The organism is Streptomyces sp. NPDC058758, assembly GCF_042746075.1.
In the GTDB taxonomy this organism is placed as follows: domain Bacteria; phylum Actinomycetota; class Actinomycetes; order Streptomycetales; family Streptomycetaceae; genus Streptomyces.
Genome location: NZ_JBHYPS010000014.1, coordinates 99,555 through 114,746 on the forward strand (window position 1 = coordinate 99,555; position 15,192 = coordinate 114,746).

The 15,192-nt window shown below is 72.0% G+C and carries 13 protein-coding genes; 1 reads left to right on the plus strand and 12 read right to left on the minus strand.

Annotated features, from left to right (window positions below; all coding sequences use genetic code 11):
- Positions 1-27 precede the first annotated feature (27 nt).
- The gene (locus ACFW6A_RS18955; RefSeq protein WP_351844832.1) at positions 28-3,927 is read left to right on the plus strand and encodes a DNA-directed RNA polymerase subunit beta'; all 3,900 of its coding nucleotides are present in this window, start codon (positions 28-30) and stop codon (positions 3,925-3,927) included.
- A gap of 62 nt (positions 3,928-3,989) precedes the next feature.
- Here ACFW6A_RS18955 and ACFW6A_RS18960 read toward each other — a convergent pair whose 3' ends face one another.
- The 12 genes from ACFW6A_RS18960 to ACFW6A_RS19015 all read right to left on the minus strand — a co-directional run bounded on the left by ACFW6A_RS18960 (position 3,990) and on the right by ACFW6A_RS19015 (position 15,168).
- Positions 3,990-4,253 carry a hypothetical protein gene (locus ACFW6A_RS18960; protein ID WP_351844834.1) on the minus strand — a complete coding sequence of 88 codons (264 nt, stop codon included), beginning with the start codon at positions 4,251-4,253 and terminating at the stop codon, positions 3,990-3,992.
- Positions 4,240-4,473, minus strand: a complete 234-nt coding sequence (locus ACFW6A_RS18965; protein ID WP_351844836.1) for a hypothetical protein — start codon at positions 4,471-4,473, stop codon at positions 4,240-4,242. The genes ACFW6A_RS18960 and ACFW6A_RS18965 overlap by 14 nt, the downstream gene beginning before the upstream one ends.
- A gap of 23 nt (positions 4,474-4,496) precedes the next feature.
- Positions 4,497-5,408: a peptidoglycan-binding protein gene (locus ACFW6A_RS18970; RefSeq protein WP_351844838.1), complete on the minus strand. Its 912-nt coding sequence runs from the start codon at positions 5,406-5,408 to the stop codon at positions 4,497-4,499.
- A 73-nt stretch (positions 5,409-5,481) separates the two neighbouring features.
- The gene (locus tag ACFW6A_RS18975) at positions 5,482-5,907 is read right to left on the minus strand and encodes an ATP-binding protein (protein ID WP_386641560.1); all 426 of its coding nucleotides are present in this window, start codon (positions 5,905-5,907) and stop codon (positions 5,482-5,484) included.
- Between the two features lie 31 nt (positions 5,908-5,938).
- On the minus strand, positions 5,939-6,574 hold the full coding sequence (locus tag ACFW6A_RS18980; RefSeq protein ID WP_386641562.1) for a hypothetical protein: 636 nt from the start codon (positions 6,572-6,574) through the stop codon (positions 5,939-5,941).
- Positions 6,574-7,683, minus strand: a complete 1,110-nt coding sequence (locus ACFW6A_RS18985) for a hypothetical protein (RefSeq protein ID WP_351844844.1) — start codon at positions 7,681-7,683, stop codon at positions 6,574-6,576. Before ACFW6A_RS18985 ends, ACFW6A_RS18980 begins: the two co-directional genes overlap by 1 nt.
- Positions 7,684-7,693: 10 nt before the next feature.
- On the minus strand, positions 7,694-8,836 hold the full coding sequence (locus tag ACFW6A_RS18990) for a hypothetical protein (RefSeq protein WP_351844846.1): 1,143 nt from the start codon (positions 8,834-8,836) through the stop codon (positions 7,694-7,696).
- Between the two features lie 36 nt (positions 8,837-8,872).
- Complete coding sequence (locus ACFW6A_RS18995) at positions 8,873-10,057, minus strand: hypothetical protein (protein ID WP_351844848.1); 1,185 nt, start codon at positions 10,055-10,057, stop codon at positions 8,873-8,875.
- Positions 10,058-10,102: 45 nt separating this feature from the next.
- Positions 10,103-11,299, minus strand: a complete 1,197-nt coding sequence (locus ACFW6A_RS19000) for a hypothetical protein (RefSeq protein ID WP_386480778.1) — start codon at positions 11,297-11,299, stop codon at positions 10,103-10,105.
- A gap of 415 nt (positions 11,300-11,714) precedes the next feature.
- Entirely contained in the window at positions 11,715-12,638 is a 924-nt protein-coding gene (locus ACFW6A_RS19005) for a phage distal tail protein (protein WP_351844852.1), read from the minus strand.
- A 32-nt stretch (positions 12,639-12,670) separates the two neighbouring features.
- Positions 12,671-13,966: a tape-measure protein gene (locus ACFW6A_RS19010; RefSeq protein ID WP_386480783.1), complete on the minus strand. Its 1,296-nt coding sequence runs from the start codon at positions 13,964-13,966 to the stop codon at positions 12,671-12,673.
- On the minus strand, positions 13,963-15,168 hold the full coding sequence (locus ACFW6A_RS19015) for a phage tail protein (RefSeq protein ID WP_351844856.1): 1,206 nt from the start codon (positions 15,166-15,168) through the stop codon (positions 13,963-13,965). Before ACFW6A_RS19015 ends, ACFW6A_RS19010 begins: the two co-directional genes overlap by 4 nt.
- Between the last annotated feature and the right edge of the window lie 24 nt (positions 15,169-15,192).

The window sequence follows — 15,192 nt, forward strand, 5'->3', positions numbered from 1 at the left end:
TACAACCCTGAGAGGGATTGACGCATAGTGCTCGACGTCAACTTCTTCGACGAGCTCCGGATCGGTCTGGCCACCGCTGACGACATCCGTCAGTGGAGCCACGGCGAGGTCAAGAAGCCGGAGACCATCAACTACCGCACCCTGAAGCCCGAGAAGGACGGACTCTTCTGCGAGAAGATCTTCGGTCCGACCCGGGACTGGGAGTGCTACTGCGGCAAGTACAAGCGCGTCCGCTTCAAGGGCATCATCTGCGAGCGGTGTGGCGTCGAGGTCACCCGCGCCAAGGTGCGCCGTGAGCGGATGGGCCACATCGAGCTGGCCGCTCCCGTCACCCACATCTGGTACTTCAAGGGCGTCCCGTCGCGCCTCGGATACCTGCTGGACCTCGCCCCGAAGGACCTCGAGAAGGTCATCTACTTCGCGGCGTACATGATCACCTTCGTCGACGACGAGCGCCGCACCCGCGACCTCCCGTCGCTGGAGGCCCACGTCTCCGTCGAGCGCCAGCAGATCGAGCAGCGCCGCGACTCCGACCTGGAGAACCGCGCCAAGAAGCTCGAGTCCGACCTGGCCGAGCTGGAGGCCGAGGGCGCCAAGGCCGACGTGCGCCGCAAGGTGCGCGAGGGCGCCGAGCGCGAGATGAAGCAGCTGCGCGACCGCGCGCAGCGCGAGATCGACCGTCTGGACGAGGTCTGGTCCCGCTTCAAGAACCTCAAGGTCCAGGACCTGGAGGGCGACGAGCTCCTCTACCGCGAGCTGCGCGACCGCTTCGGCACGTACTTCGACGGCTCGATGGGTGCCGCGGCGCTGCAGAAGCGCCTGGAGTCCTTCGACCTCGAGGAGGAGGCCGAGAAGCTCCGCGAGATCATCCGCACCGGCAAGGGCCAGAAGAAGACCCGCGCGCTCAAGCGCCTCAAGGTCGTCTCCGCGTTCCTGCAGACCGCGAACAGCCCCAAGGGCATGGTTCTCGACTGCGTGCCGGTCATCCCGCCGGACCTCCGTCCGATGGTGCAGCTGGACGGTGGCCGCTTCGCGACCTCCGACCTGAACGACCTGTACCGCCGCGTGATCAACCGCAACAACCGCCTGAAGCGGCTTCTCGACCTCGGCGCGCCCGAGATCATCGTGAACAACGAGAAGCGCATGCTCCAGGAGGCCGTCGACGCGCTGTTCGACAACGGCCGTCGCGGTCGCCCGGTCACGGGCCCCGGCAACCGCCCGCTGAAGTCCCTGAGCGACATGCTCAAGGGCAAGCAGGGTCGTTTCCGTCAGAACCTGCTCGGCAAGCGCGTCGACTACTCGGCGCGTTCCGTCATCGTCGTCGGCCCGCAGCTCAAGCTGCACCAGTGCGGTCTGCCGAAGGCCATGGCGCTGGAGCTCTTCAAGCCGTTCGTGATGAAGCGCCTGGTCGACCTGAACCACGCGCAGAACATCAAGAGCGCGAAGCGGATGGTCGAGCGCGGCCGCACGGTCGTGTACGACGTCCTCGAAGAGGTCATCGCCGAGCACCCGGTCCTGCTGAACCGTGCGCCCACGCTGCACCGCCTCGGCATCCAGGCCTTCGAGCCGCAGCTGGTCGAGGGCAAGGCCATCCAGATCCACCCGCTCGTCTGCACCGCGTTCAACGCGGACTTCGACGGTGACCAGATGGCCGTCCACCTGCCGCTCTCCGCGGAGGCGCAGGCCGAGGCCCGCATCCTGATGCTGTCCTCGAACAACATCCTCAAGCCGGCCGACGGCCGCCCGGTGACGATGCCGACCCAGGACATGGTCCTCGGTCTGTTCTTCCTCACCACCGACGGCGAGCTGCGTGACACCAAGGGCGAGGGCCGCGCGTTCGGCTCCACGGCCGAGGCGATCATGGCCTTCGACGCCGGCGAGCTCGCGCTCCAGTCGGAGATCGACATCCGCTTCCCGATCGGCACCGTCCCGCCGCGCGGCTGGGTCCCCCCGGTCGCCGAGGAGGGCGAGCCGGAGTGGCAGCAGGGCGACAGCTTCCGTCTGCGGACGACGCTGGGCCGTGCGCTCTTCAACGAGCTGCTGCCCGAGGACTACCCGTTCGTCGACTACTCGGTGGGCAAGAAGCAGCTCTCCGAGATCGTCAACGACCTGGCGGAGCGCTACCCCAAGGTCATCGTGGCGGCGACGCTCGACAACCTGAAGGCGGCCGGCTTCCACTGGGCGACCCGTTCGGGCGTCACCGTGGCCATCTCCGATGTCGTCGTGCCCGAGGCCAAGAAGGCCATCGTCAAGGGCTACGAGGAGCAGGACGAGAAGGTCCAGAAGCAGTACGAGCGCGGTCTCATCACGAAGGAAGAGCGCACTCAGGAGCTCATCGCGATCTGGACCAAGGCGACCAACGAGGTCGCCGAGGCGATGAACGCGAACTTCCCGCGGACGAACCCGATCTTCATGATGGTGGACTCGGGCGCCCGAGGAAACATGATGCAGATGCGTCAGATCGCCGGTATGCGTGGTCTGGTGTCGAACGCCAAGAACGAGACGATCCCGCGTCCCATCAAGGCGTCCTTCCGCGAGGGCCTCACCGTCCTCGAGTACTTCATCTCGACGCACGGTGCCCGTAAGGGTCTCGCCGACACCGCCCTGCGTACCGCCGACTCGGGTTACCTGACCCGTCGTCTGGTGGACGTCTCGCAGGACGTGATCATCCGCGAGGAGGACTGTGGCACCGAGCGCGGTCTGAAGCTGCGGATCGCGGCCAAGGACGAGGCCGGTGTCCTGCGGAAGACGGACGACGTCGAGACCTCCGTGTACGCGCGGATGCTCGCCGAGGACGTCGTCGTCGACGGCAAGGTCATCGCGCCGGCCAACGTCGACCTGGGCGACGTGCTCATCGACGCCCTGGTCAACGCGGGCGTCGAGGAGGTCAAGACCCGCTCGGTCCTGACCTGCGAGTCCGCCGTCGGCACCTGTGCCTTCTGCTACGGCCGCTCGCTGGCCACCGGCAAGCTGGTCGACATCGGTGAGGCGGTCGGCATCATCGCCGCCCAGTCCATCGGTGAGCCCGGTACCCAGCTGACGATGCGTACCTTCCACACCGGTGGTGTGGCCGGTGACGACATCACCCAGGGTCTGCCGCGTGTCGTCGAGCTCTTCGAGGCGCGTCAGCCCAAGGGTGTCGCCCCGATCTCCGAGGCGGCCGGTCGCGTCCGCATCGAGGAGACCGAGAAGACCAAGAAGATCGTCGTCACCCCGGACGACGGCACCGACGAGACGGCGTTCCCGATCTCGAAGCGTGCCCGTCTGCTCGTGGGCGAGGGCGACCACGTCGAGGTGGGCCAGAAGCTCACCGTGGGTGCCACCAACCCGCACGACGTGCTCCGGATCCTCGGTCAGCGCGCGGTCCAGGTCCACCTGGTCGGCGAGGTCCAGAAGGTCTACAACTCGCAGGGCGTGTCGATCCACGACAAGCACATCGAGATCATCATCCGGCAGATGCTCCGCCGCGTGACGATCATCGAGTCCGGCGACGCGGAGCTCCTCCCGGGCGAGCTGGTCGAGCGGTCGAAGTTCGAGCAGGAGAACCGTCGCGTGGTCACCGAGGGCGGTCACCCCGCCTCCGGCCGTCCGCAGCTGATGGGTATCACCAAGGCCTCGCTCGCGACGGAGTCCTGGCTGTCGGCCGCCTCCTTCCAGGAGACGACCCGAGTCCTGACGGACGCGGCGATCAACGCCAAGTCCGACAGCCTCATCGGCCTCAAGGAGAACGTCATCATCGGTAAGCTCATCCCGGCCGGTACGGGTCTGTCCCGCTACCGCAACATCCGGGTCGAGCCGACCGAGGAGGCCAAGGCGGCGATGTACTCGTCCGTCGGCTACGACGACCTCGACTACTCGCCGTTCGGCACCGGCTCCGGCCAGGCCGTTCCGCTGGAGGACTACGACTACGGTCCGTACAACCAGTAAGCGAGTCGCTTGACCGAAGGGCGGCCACCCCGTTGCGCACGGGGTGGCCGCCCTTCGGGGTTTCACCGGGAGGCGAGCTCCCAGAGCGCGACGAGCACGCCCGCGCCCGCGGTCATCGCCGCGATCGAGGCGAGCGGCCAGCGGGCCCGCTCCAGGTCGTCGAGCCTGGCCTCGTGGTCGGCGAGCTGCTTGTCGGTCTGGTCGCTGCGCTGGACGAGCAGGGCGAGCGAGCCGTCGACGCGGGCGAAGCCGGCTTCGAGGGTGCCGCGGAGCCGTTCCAGTTCGAGCGCCACCGCCACCGGGTCGTTCGGGTCAGCCTCGGTCATCGGCGCCGCCCGGGTCCGTCCGCAGCCACGAGGGCAGCAGGAGTTGTACGGCGGGGACCGCCATGGCCCGGGTGAGGGCGCCGGCGACGGCGAGCGCCCCGGCGACCCAGGGCAGGGTGGCGGGGAGGCCGGAGGCGTCGACGAGCCCCGGCAGGACCAGGGCGAGGGCGACGGCGGTCTGCAGCACGGTGCGGGCCGTGCGCTTCGCGGCTTCGGACATGGGTTCTGACTCCTCGGGTGGTGTCACTTGGTGTACGGGACCTTCAGCGCGTTCCAGGAGGCGGCGCCGGGCCAGCCGTCGGCGTCGGCGCCGCGGAAGCCGAGCTTGCGCTGCCAGGCCTCGTACGACCTTCGGTCGGCCTCGGACCAGCGGGGGCCGGGGCCGACCCGGTAGTGGCCGCAGCCCTCCGCCATCAGCCGGCGGCCCATCGCGGTGACCACCGGGGAGCTGGGGCCGCTCCGGAAGAACGAGGTGCCGGGGAAGGGGTGGTAGCGGGGGGCGGCGGGCTTCTGCGGGGCCGGGGGCTTCGGGGCGGGGGCGGCGCCGAGGCGCTTCTGCACCCGGTCGCGCATCCCCGGCATGCCGAAGCCCTTGGGGTCGCTCTTCCAGTCGGACCACTCCAGGTGGCCGATGACGGACTTCGCGCCCCAGCCGTGGGCCCGGCACAGGGCGGCGGAGACGCGCTCGATCGCGTCCAGCTGGGCGGCCGGCCAGGGGTCGGCGCCGTTGCCGAGGTTGACGCACTCGAAGCCGTAGAAGCGGGAGTTGCCGTCCACGGCGCCGGCGCTGCCCTGGTGCTCGCGCGGGGCCGGGGGCCGGTCGCCGTACGCCTCGGTGACGACGGCCCGCAGGACGGACGGGTCGCCGCCGCCGGCGTGGTTGGCGCGGCCGTTCGAGATCAGGTGGACGGTGCCGTCCTTGGCGATCACGCCGTGGCAGAGCGGGCCGGGGAGGCTCTCGTAGCCGTCGAAGCACATCGCGACGGAGGACGCGGTGCCGGTGGACACGGTGTGGTGGATCATGACGCCGGCGACGGGGCCCCAGGCGCCGGCGCCGTTGCGGTCGTGGGTGCGCCAGCCGGGGTGTTCGACGACGGTGACGCCTTCGGCGCGGAGCGCGGCGAGGAACCGGTCCGCGGACAGGGGAGTGGCCAACTGTTGTCCTCCTGACGTGCGAAAACCCCGGCCGTCGGCGGCACGGGGCGGGTGGGGCGGATGGGGCGGGCGCTTACGGGGCGGGCTCCGGGTCCGGCGCGGGCTCCGGGTCCGGCTCCGGCTCGGGGGCGGGCCCGGTGACCGGGGCCCAGGCGGCGCAGAGCGTGGCGTAGGAGGCCCGGCGGGCCTCGAAGTCGGTGAGCGCGGCGGCGACCGCGCGGGCCACGGCGTCGGGGTCCGGCACCACGGGCCGGCCGCCGGACGGCTGGACCACGACGAGGCCGTGGCCGCGCAGCTGGGCGCCGCCCTCGCCGTCCTCGGTGACCTGGGCGGTGACGTACACCGCCGGGTACTCGCCGGTCACCTGGTCGGGCTCCAGCGGGCCGCCGAGGGTGCTGTCGTACAGTCGCAGGGCGACGGCGTGGCCGTTCTCGGTGAGGGTGGCGCGGCCGGCGTAGTCGATGGCGACGCCCCAGGGCTGGGTGGGGTCGGGGATCATGCGTGCTCCTCTCCCGGAAGGGGGGACGGGGTCAGGTCTGGCGGCCGTGCATCAGGACGGGCTGGGCGTAGACCGTGCCGGAGGTGCTGGTGACGAGGGCCTGGACCTCCACGGTGAGGTCCTTGCCGAAGTCGGTCTGCATGTCGGTGGTGACGGTGGCGGTGTGGTCGAAGACCCCGCCCGCGGCGACGGCCGGGCCGAACGGCACGCCGCCGACCAGCACCCGGACCTGGCCGGCGGCCCCGGAGGAGACCCGGGTGAGCAGCCGCAGCCGCAGCTTGGGCTGCCAGAGGGGGTTCTGCGACTGGGCGACGGTCGTCCAGGTGGTGGAGGTGGTCGCCGGCCAGCTCGCGGTGGCCATGTTCTGCGGCGGCAGCATCGGGAGCCAGGGCCGGGCGAGGCCGCCGGTGATGACGTCGTCGGAGACGACCTCGTGGCCGTACGCGTCGTTGACCCGCAGCACGGGCTTGGAGCCGCCCGGGCCGGTGGTGGAGAACTGGGCGACGAGGGCGACCGGGTCCTCCGGCCTGGGCTGCCGCTTCAGGGTGAGCGAGCCGTTGGTGATCTCGGTCAGCGGCGGCCGGGTGTTGACCGCCGTGGACAGGGCGTTGAGCCGGCGTTCCATCTGGAGCAGCCGGTCGACGATGTTCTCGGGCAGCAGGGCCATCAGGCTTCCTCCAGGGCGAGTTCGGCGGTGTCGGGGCGGCCCCGCTCGGCCGGCCGGACCTTCACGCCGACGATCCGGTAGCGGGCGTCGAGGCCCGTCGGATGCCATTCGTCGGTGATCCGGATGCGGGCGGTGCGGCCGAGGAGTGCCGAGGGGACGACCTCGGAGAGCCGGACGCTGATCTCGGGGATCAGCACCGAGCCCTGCGCCTCCTTCAGGACGGCTTCGGCGAGCGCGTCGAGCGTGCCCTTGTCGCTGATGTCGTTGTAGTCCGTGGACAGGTCCAGCTGCGGCCAGCGGTCGGGCAGGTCCTTGGCGGGGATCTCGTCCGACAGGGTCGGCCGGGACTCGGCGGCGGCGTTGGCGTTGGTGGAGGCGCCGCGGGCGAGCGAGGTGGTGCCGCCGCGGGTGGCGTCGTCCGGGAGGGAGTAGCTGAGGATGGTGCCGGGACGGTCGAAGACCATGTCCGTGGCGCCGGTGCGGATCCGGGGCGAGCCGAGCCGGAGCCGGCGCCGGCGCACGCGGCGCCCGTCGGTGGGGTCGTGGTAGACGAGGACCTGGTACTCGACCCCGTCCTCGTACGCGCTCAGCTGGTCGAGCGCCTCCTGGTAGACGGTCTCGTCGCCCAGCCGCCAGGAGATGGTCCGCGGCACCGGTGTCGAGGGCACGTCGTCCCCGGGTTCGACCGCGCTGGCTCCGAGACCGGCGCCGAGCTCCTCCCAGAGGCGGCGGACGATCTGGAACTGCTCGACCTCGCCGAACTTGAGCGCGTCGGTGCGGATGCGGCGCCGGGCGGCGTACGAGTCGAAGGTGGACGCCTGGATGCCGAGGGTCACCACGCCCCGGTCGCTGCCCTGGAGGTTGGTGGTCCAGACGATGCCGCCCCACCACAGGAAGCCGCCGCGCTCCAGGTAGACGGTGGTCCGGCCGGGCTTGATCTTGTGGGCGCGCTCGGCCATGGCCCGGTCGGGGACGGGCACGGTGCCGGAGAGCGAGCCGGCCCGTCCGATGTAGTCCTCGAAGGAGACGTCCCGCAGCGGCAGGATGTCGAGGGTCTGGTCGGTCACCAGGTCGCAGAAGACGGCCCGGTAAGGGGTGTCGAGACTCATGGGGCGGCCCTCACGGAAGGATGTAGGTGGCGCTGACGCGGATGTTGCGGCCGGGGACGAGGGCGCCGCTGGACGACCAGGTCCGCAGGGTGACCGTGCCGCCGGTGGTGATCACCGCCGAGCCGCTGCCGTAGCCGTCGGCGGCGCTCGCCTCCATCGCGAGGGCGGGGCGCCAGCCGGAGGGCAGGGTGCACAGCGGCTCGTCGTTGACGATGTTGCCGGCGGAGCTCGCGTCGACCTGGGTGCCGCTGCGGGTGACGATCACCGACATGGTGCAGAGCCCGCCCCTGGTGCGGCGGGCCTCGTAGGACACGAGCGACCAGTTGGCGAGGGCGACCGCCCCGGCGGTGACGGTCTCGGTCTCCACCGGGGGGTGGTAGGTGGCCCAGGTGGTGCCGTTCCACCGCTGGAGGACGCCGTTGTGCTCGCGGTACTGCCCGGCGTAGCTGCCGACGGTGAGCGCGCCCTGGGGGGCGACGCCGCCGATCTCCCTGGGGTACGCGACCCAGCCGGTGCCGCTCCACCGCTGGAGGTGGTGGGCGGTGTCGTTGTCCTGGTACTGGCCCGGGTAGGAGCCGGGGACGCCGGCGTTGTTGTAGACGGGCAGGATGCCGCCGACCGAGGCGATGGTGGTGCGCAGGTCGGTGAGGTCCTTGGCCCATTCGATGCCGCCGGTGCCGGCCGAGGCGCCGGCCTTGACCCGGACGGTGAAGAGCGGCAGCGAGGCGGCGGGGGCGGGCGGGGCCGAGGGGGTGGCCGACGGCTGGCCGACGAGCACCTCCAGGACGGCCTCGTGGCGGGTGAGGCTGTCGAACTCGTCGTCGTACACGCGCAGTACCACGAGGTCGACGCGCGGGTTGAGCGGGTCGCCGTCGCCGAAGGTGAGGACGGTGTCGCCGTCGAGGGCGACGGGGTAGGCGCCCTGCTCGGGCCGGCCCTGGACGAGGGCCCGCCCGGCGTGCACGGTCGCGGTCATCGGCCCGCTTCCGGTCATCGACAGGCCGCTGACACGGTAGGTGCCGTCGGCGGAGCCCGGCAGGATGCCGGAGCGGGAGACGAGCGGGTCGACCGGGGTGCCGGCCCCGAGGTCGGTGAGGCGGGTCGTCTGGCGGGTCTGGCCGCTGGGCAGCAGCCAGCCGGGACGCAGGGGCATGGGGTGCTCCTCTCGGTGGTCGGGTGGCGGGCCGGGCTACGGCAGCGGGTCGACCTTGATGTAGGTGTTGTCGAAGAAGGCCTTGACGACCGGCGTGGCGGGGACGACCCGGAAGTAGGCGGTCAGCGTGTAGGTGGCGCCCGGCGTCAGGTTCGCGAACCGGCGGACGGAGGAGATCGAGGTCGTCGTGGTGGTGGCGGTGTAGATGCCGTACTCGTCCTCGGCGGGGGTGATGACCGTGCCGTTGAGGGAGAGTTCGAGCGCCATGTACGAGTAGAGGTCGTCGCGGGCGCGGGTGCGGCAGCCGTAGGAGGCGGCGACCGACTTCGACGGCGGGGCGGTGAAGCTGACCTTGAGCGGGTTGACGGCGCGGCCCACCAGCGTGGAGGTGTAGGTGGCGGAGCTGGTCTCGCCCTGGTCGGTGTTGTCGGCGAAGTACGGCCCCGGCACCGCCGGCACCCAGGCGGTGCCGTTCCAGCGCTGGAGGACGCCGGTGGCGGAGTCCCGGTACTGACCGATGTAGCTGGCGGGGGTGCTGCCCGCCGAGCTGGGGACGATGCCGCCGAGTGCGGAGGGGTACGACACCCAGGCGCCGCCGTCCCAGCGCTGGAGCGCGCCGCCGGCGTCCTGGTACTGGCCCGGGTAGGCGCCGGGCAGGACCTGGCCCTCGACCGGGAGGATGCCGCCGAGGCCCACGACCGGGGTGCGGAGGTCCTTGAGCGAGGTGTTCCACGGGATGCCGCCGTTGCCCGCGCTGACGCCGGCCGGGACGAGGACCTCGTAGAGCGGGAGGCAGCGCGGCGGGACCACCGGGGCCTGCGGGTTCGGGTCGGCGGCGCCCTGGATGATCTCCAGCTTGGCCTCGTACCGCTGGTTCTCGTCGTACAGGCCGTCGTAGACCTTGAGGACGATCAGGTCGATGCGGTTGTAGGCGTTGCCCGGCGCGAAGGTGAGGGTCTCGGAGTTCGGCAGGGTCACCGGGTAGGCGCCCTGGGAGATCTCGCCCTGGATGACGGCCCGGCCCTCGGAGACGGTGGCGGTCATCGGGGCGGAGCCGAAGGTCCAGAAGGCGGCGAGCCGGTACTGGCCGTCGTAGGAGCCGGGCAGGACTCCGGAGCGGACCTGGACCGGGTTGACGAGGGTGGTGACGCCGGTCTGGGTGAGGCGGGTGTCCTCGCGGGTCTGGCCGGTCTCGGCGGTCCAGCTGCTGCGCAGGTTCACGGGGTTCTCCGATCGGGGGAGGGGCGGGGGCGAGGGCGGTGGGGGTCAGGACCTGATCCATTCGGCGGCGAGGGCGCAGCCGTAGCCGGAGCCGCCGAGGGTCTTCACCGCGGTGCCGCTGTTCTGGAAGGCGGAGAGCTGGAGCGTGTCGCCGGCCGAGAGCCGGAGCAGGCCGCTGCCGCCGACCGAGACGGCGCCGTTGCCGGCCGGGACGAGCCAGGTGAGGCGGGCCTGGCCGACGCCGCTGACGACGACGCGGCTGCCGCGCATGCCGGTCTGGCTGTCGTTGGCGAAGGTGGCGTGGGCGGTGATCCGGTACCAGCCGGGGCGGGAGACGGTGTAGGTGGTGGTGCCGTTGAAGCCGCCGGCGTCGTCGATCTCGACGGTCGGCAGGCTGAGCACCGTCCAGCTGTTGGAGGCCAGGGTCTGCTGCTGGGCGGTCGTCCACTGGGTGGCGCCGAACAGCACGGTGGAGGCGCCCTCGGTGTACTGCCAGGCGGTCCCGTCCCAGCGCTGGAGGGAGCCGGCGTTGTCGCGGAACTGCCCGGTGTAGGTGCCGGTGGTGGTGGAGTTCGGCGCGATGCCGCCGATCGCCTTCGGGTACGAGACCCAGGTGGCGCCGTCCCAGCGCTGGAGCAGCCCGGCGGCGTCCCGGTACTGCCCGGTGTACGCGCCCTTGTAGCCGCTGGTCGGCATGATCCCGCCGAGGGCGACGACCGGCCAGTGCTGGGTGGTGACGGCGGAGGTGCCCCAGGCGATGCCGCCGGTGCCGGCCGAGGTGCCCTTCGGCACCTTGACGGTGTACAGCGGCAGGACGCTGCCCGGGCCGCTCGCGGGGGCGACCGGGGTGGCGCTCGGCTCGCCCTTGACCAGGCGGACGACGGCCTCGGTGACGCCGGTGCGGTCGTAGGCGTCGTCGACGACGGCCAGTTCGATCAGGTCGATCCGGTCGTACTGCGCGTTGCCGTCCTCCAGCGTCAGGGTCTCCGGCGCCGTGACGGCGACGAGGTACGCCCCCTGGGCGGTGTCCTTGCCCTGGACGATGGCGCGGCCGGTGCCGATGATGGCCTGCATCGGCGACCCGGCGGTGAGCCCGAGCCCGCCCGGCACGACGCCGGGCCGGGAGCGGAGCGGGGTCTCCTGGGGGCTCTGGCCGCTGGGGGTGAGGAGGGCGGCGAGGGTGAGTCGGGTGTCCTCGCGGGTCTGCCCGTCGGACTGGAGCCAGGCGGCTCGTACGGTCATGGGATCACCTCGGGGTGGGAGAGGGAGGGGCGCGGCCGCCGTCGGCGGACCGGGCGCGGGGCGGCTACGCGGGGGCGCGGGGCGGCTACGCGGGGCGGCCGGGCGGGTGCACGGCTGGGGTACGGGGTCCCACGGGGGCGGGCGCGGGCCCGTGCGGGTGTGCGGGGGCGGGGTGCCGGCCCCGCGCGGGCGCGTACCGGGACCGTGCGGGTGTACGCGGGTGGGTGCGGGCCCCGCGCGGGTGTGCGGGGGTGCGTCCACCGGCCCGTCCGGGTGGGTGCGGGCGTGCCTGGGGGCCGGCCGGCGGCCGTGGCGGCGCGGGGCGCGGGCCTGGACGGCCGCCGGTCGGCGGGGTGGGGGCGCGGTGTGCGGTGCCGGGGGTGGATTCGGGGCCGCTCCGGGCTTCAGGCGGGTGTCACCATTCGGCGCTGCGCCAGCGCACGGTCATCAGGGCCTGCTCGGTGCCCTCCTCGGGGCGGAAGGAGAGGTCGCTGCGGCCGGGCTCCAGGACGAACAGTTCCTCCGGGGTGGAGTCGGCCATCGCCGTGTGCAGCCGGGAGGCGGAGTTGTTGAGCATCACCGTGCCCGCGCGGGTGTCGACGGTGAGCTCGTCGCCGGCGGCCAGGTCGATCGCGTACCGCAGCCGCCGCCGGCTGACCCGCTCGGTGATGCTCGGCATCGAGCAGGGGCCGCGGAAGACGATCACCGGGTGGGCGGGGGCAGAGCCGGTGTTCTCGGCGACCGCGTCGCCGGTGCTCTTGGCCTCGCCCCAGGACAGCGGCCAGGTCAGCGGCCAGGTGAGGCCGTCCTCCGGCTGCGGCGGGGTGGTCGTGGCGAGCTGCTCGTTCGTCACGTACCGGCGCGGGTCGGAGGCCAGCCACTGGACGGACATGCGGGAGCTGCCCTGGGTGGCGAAGCCCTGGTCGGCGGGGATCACGCGCTGGGCGATCCGGGCCCGCACGGCGAGGGTCTCGCCGTGCAGCCGGACGGCGAGCCAGCGCTCCTCGTCGAGCAGGGCCAGCGCCTGGCGCAGCGCCCGGACGGCCGCGGCGGCCGCGCCGTGTTCGGGCATCAGCACGATGGTGCCGCCGACCTTGCGGGGCTTGGCGTAGCGGGAGCCGGGCCAGGCGCCGTGGGAGGTGGGCCGGTCGGCGTCGGAGGAGTCGTACTCGGGCAGGTCCTCCCAGCCGCTCAGGCCGGACTTGTCGACGGCGAAGGGGGTGCCGGGGCCGATGAGCAGCCCGGCCCACTGCATCTGCCCGTCCTGGGTGATGAGCGAGCCGGGCGCGAGGTCGGCGGTGTGGGTGTTTCCGGCGTACGGGGTCGTGGTCTCGGCCATGGGGCCGTCACCTCACTTCGGTGGGCGGGTCGTCAGGTCAGGACCGGCTCCGCGGAGCCGGCTCCGGCGTGGGCGGTGAGGAGGAAGAAGAGGTCCTCGGCCGCCCCCCGGGGGCCGGCGCCGGGTTCCTCGCGGAACTCCCGGACGCGGTGCGGGCGCGGGGGCGGTTCGGTGAGCGCCGGGACGCGCCGGTGCTCCAGCTCGTTCAGGGCGTCGATGCGGTACTCGCCGGCCTCGGGGGGCGCGACGATGCCGCCCTCGGCGAGCATCGGGATCTTGTCGAGCGAGACGCCGAACTTCTTGCCGGTGAGCGGGATCTTGAAGCTGAGCTTGTTGAGGCCGTCGATGATCCAGTTGGCGAAGGCGATGAGGCCGTTGAGGGGGCCCTTGACCACGCCGAGGACGGCGCTGAGACCGCCCTTGACCAGGTCGCCGATGCCCTTGAGGGCCTTGGCGACGGCGTCCTTGGCGGTGCGGAAGAAGCCGGGGATCTTCTCGGTGATCCAGCGGACGACGGGCCGGACGGCGCTCTTGACGCCGCCGAGGGTGCGGGAGGCGATGCCGCCGAGGGCGTTGCTCGCGGAGCGGACGGCGGAGCCGATCCGGGAGATCCCGCCGATCGCCGCGCCCACGATCCTGAGGGCGGTCCTGAAGACGGTCAGGTAGGCCTTGGCGTAGGTTCCGACGGCCTTGCCGAGGGCCTTCATGAAGGGGCTGAGGAAGTTCCAGACGGACCGGACGACCTTGAGCGCCTGCTGGAGGACCTGGCGGATGATCCGCTGTCCCGTCTCGGAGTTGACGGCCAGTTCGACGAGGTACGCGGCGACGGGCACGAGCAGGCCGACGAGGAAGCCGAGCGGGTTGGCCCGCATGGCGACGTTGACGCCCGTCATGGCGACCGAGGCGACGGTCATGACGGTGCCGAAGGTGTCCATCAGGCCGGTGAGGACGTCGGCGACGGGCAGCAGCGGCAGGAGGAGCCCGAGGACCGTCCCGGCCGCGGTGCCGATCCGTCCGGCGGCGGTGCGGGCCCTGCCCGCGGCGGTGGCGATCCGCTTGAGGCGGGTGGCGGCGGGGGAGCGGCGGAGCTTGTCGAGGGCGGTGCGGGTGCCGGTGGCGTTCCGGCCGAGGGCGCCGGTGGCGGTGGCGGCGTCACGGACGGCGGTGGCGAGCGCGCCGGCGCCGGAGGCCGCCCGCTGGGCGCCGTCCCGGAGGCTCCGTACCGCTCCCCTCGCCGAGACGGCCCCCTGCCGGAGGCCGCGCATCGGGCCGGCGGCGACCCGGAAGCGGGGCATGACGAGCCGGGGCATGGCGAGCGCGGCACTCATGCCCGCGCTCCACGCGCCTTCACCAGGTACATCAGGGCGTCGGCGGTGGCGTGCGGGTCGCTGCCGCGGGCCGCGTGGTAGTGCTCGATGTGCAGTCCGGCGCCGGCCGCGGCGGCCTGGCCCCGGGCCTGGCGGGCGCGGCGGGCGGTGAGGGCGAGGAGCCGGTCGAGCTTGGAGAGCGGCAGGACGGCCTCGGCCTCGCCGGCCTCGGCGAGGATGGCGGGGACGCCCCCGGTGCGGGGCATCACGACGCCGCCGGTGGCGAGCATCGGGATGGTCGGGATGTTGACGCCGAAGGTCTTGCCGCCGACGACGGGGACCCAGCCGGGGACGGAGACCTTGACCCGGTTGATGGCGCGGATCATGGAGTTGATCAGGCCGATGACGGCGTTGATCGGGCCCTTGACGCCGCTCTTGATGCCGTCGAAGGCGCGGGACGCGATGCCCTTGAGGCCGTTCCAGATGGACGACATCTTCTCCTTGACGGCGCTGAACGCCTTGGGGATCGCGCTCTTGATCCAGTTCACCACCGGGGTGATGACGCGCTTGATGCCGTTCCAGACGGTGCTGACGACGCTCTTGATCGCCTTCATGACCGTGGTGATGACCGTCTTCCAGATCTTCACGTAGGTCTTGATGACGGTGGCGACGGCCTTGACGACGCTGGAGATGGCCTTCTTGATGCCGTTCCAGACCGTCTTGATGAGGCTGCCGGCCTTCTTCATGATCGGCCCGATGGCCTTCATGACCGAGCTGATGACGCTCTTGACCGCGCTGAAGGCCTTCTTCAGGACCGTCTGCATCGTCTTCGAGCGCAGCGCCATGTCGACGACGGCCTCGATGAGCGGCATGAAGAGTTCGAGCAGGCGGACCAGGAAGTTGCCCTTCATGGACTTGTTGAGCCTGTCCTGGCCCTTGGCGGCCTTGCCGGCGCCGGATTCGTACTTCGCGAGCTTGCCGCCGGCGGACTGGGCGGTGCTGCCGGCCTTCTTCATGGCCCGCTCGGCCTGGTCGGAGGCGGTCTTGAGGTTCTTCAGCTGGGTGCCGGCGCCCTGGGCGCCGCTCTTGAGGTTCTTCAGCTGGCCGTTGGCCGCGCGGCCGGCGTCGCCGACCTTCTTGACCGAGGTGCCGGCGCCGGATGCCTGCGACTTGAGGGCGCGCAGGCTGTCGGACGCGCTTTTGAGGGACTTGACGAGGGACATGGGTCACCTCCTTCCGTGAGAGGT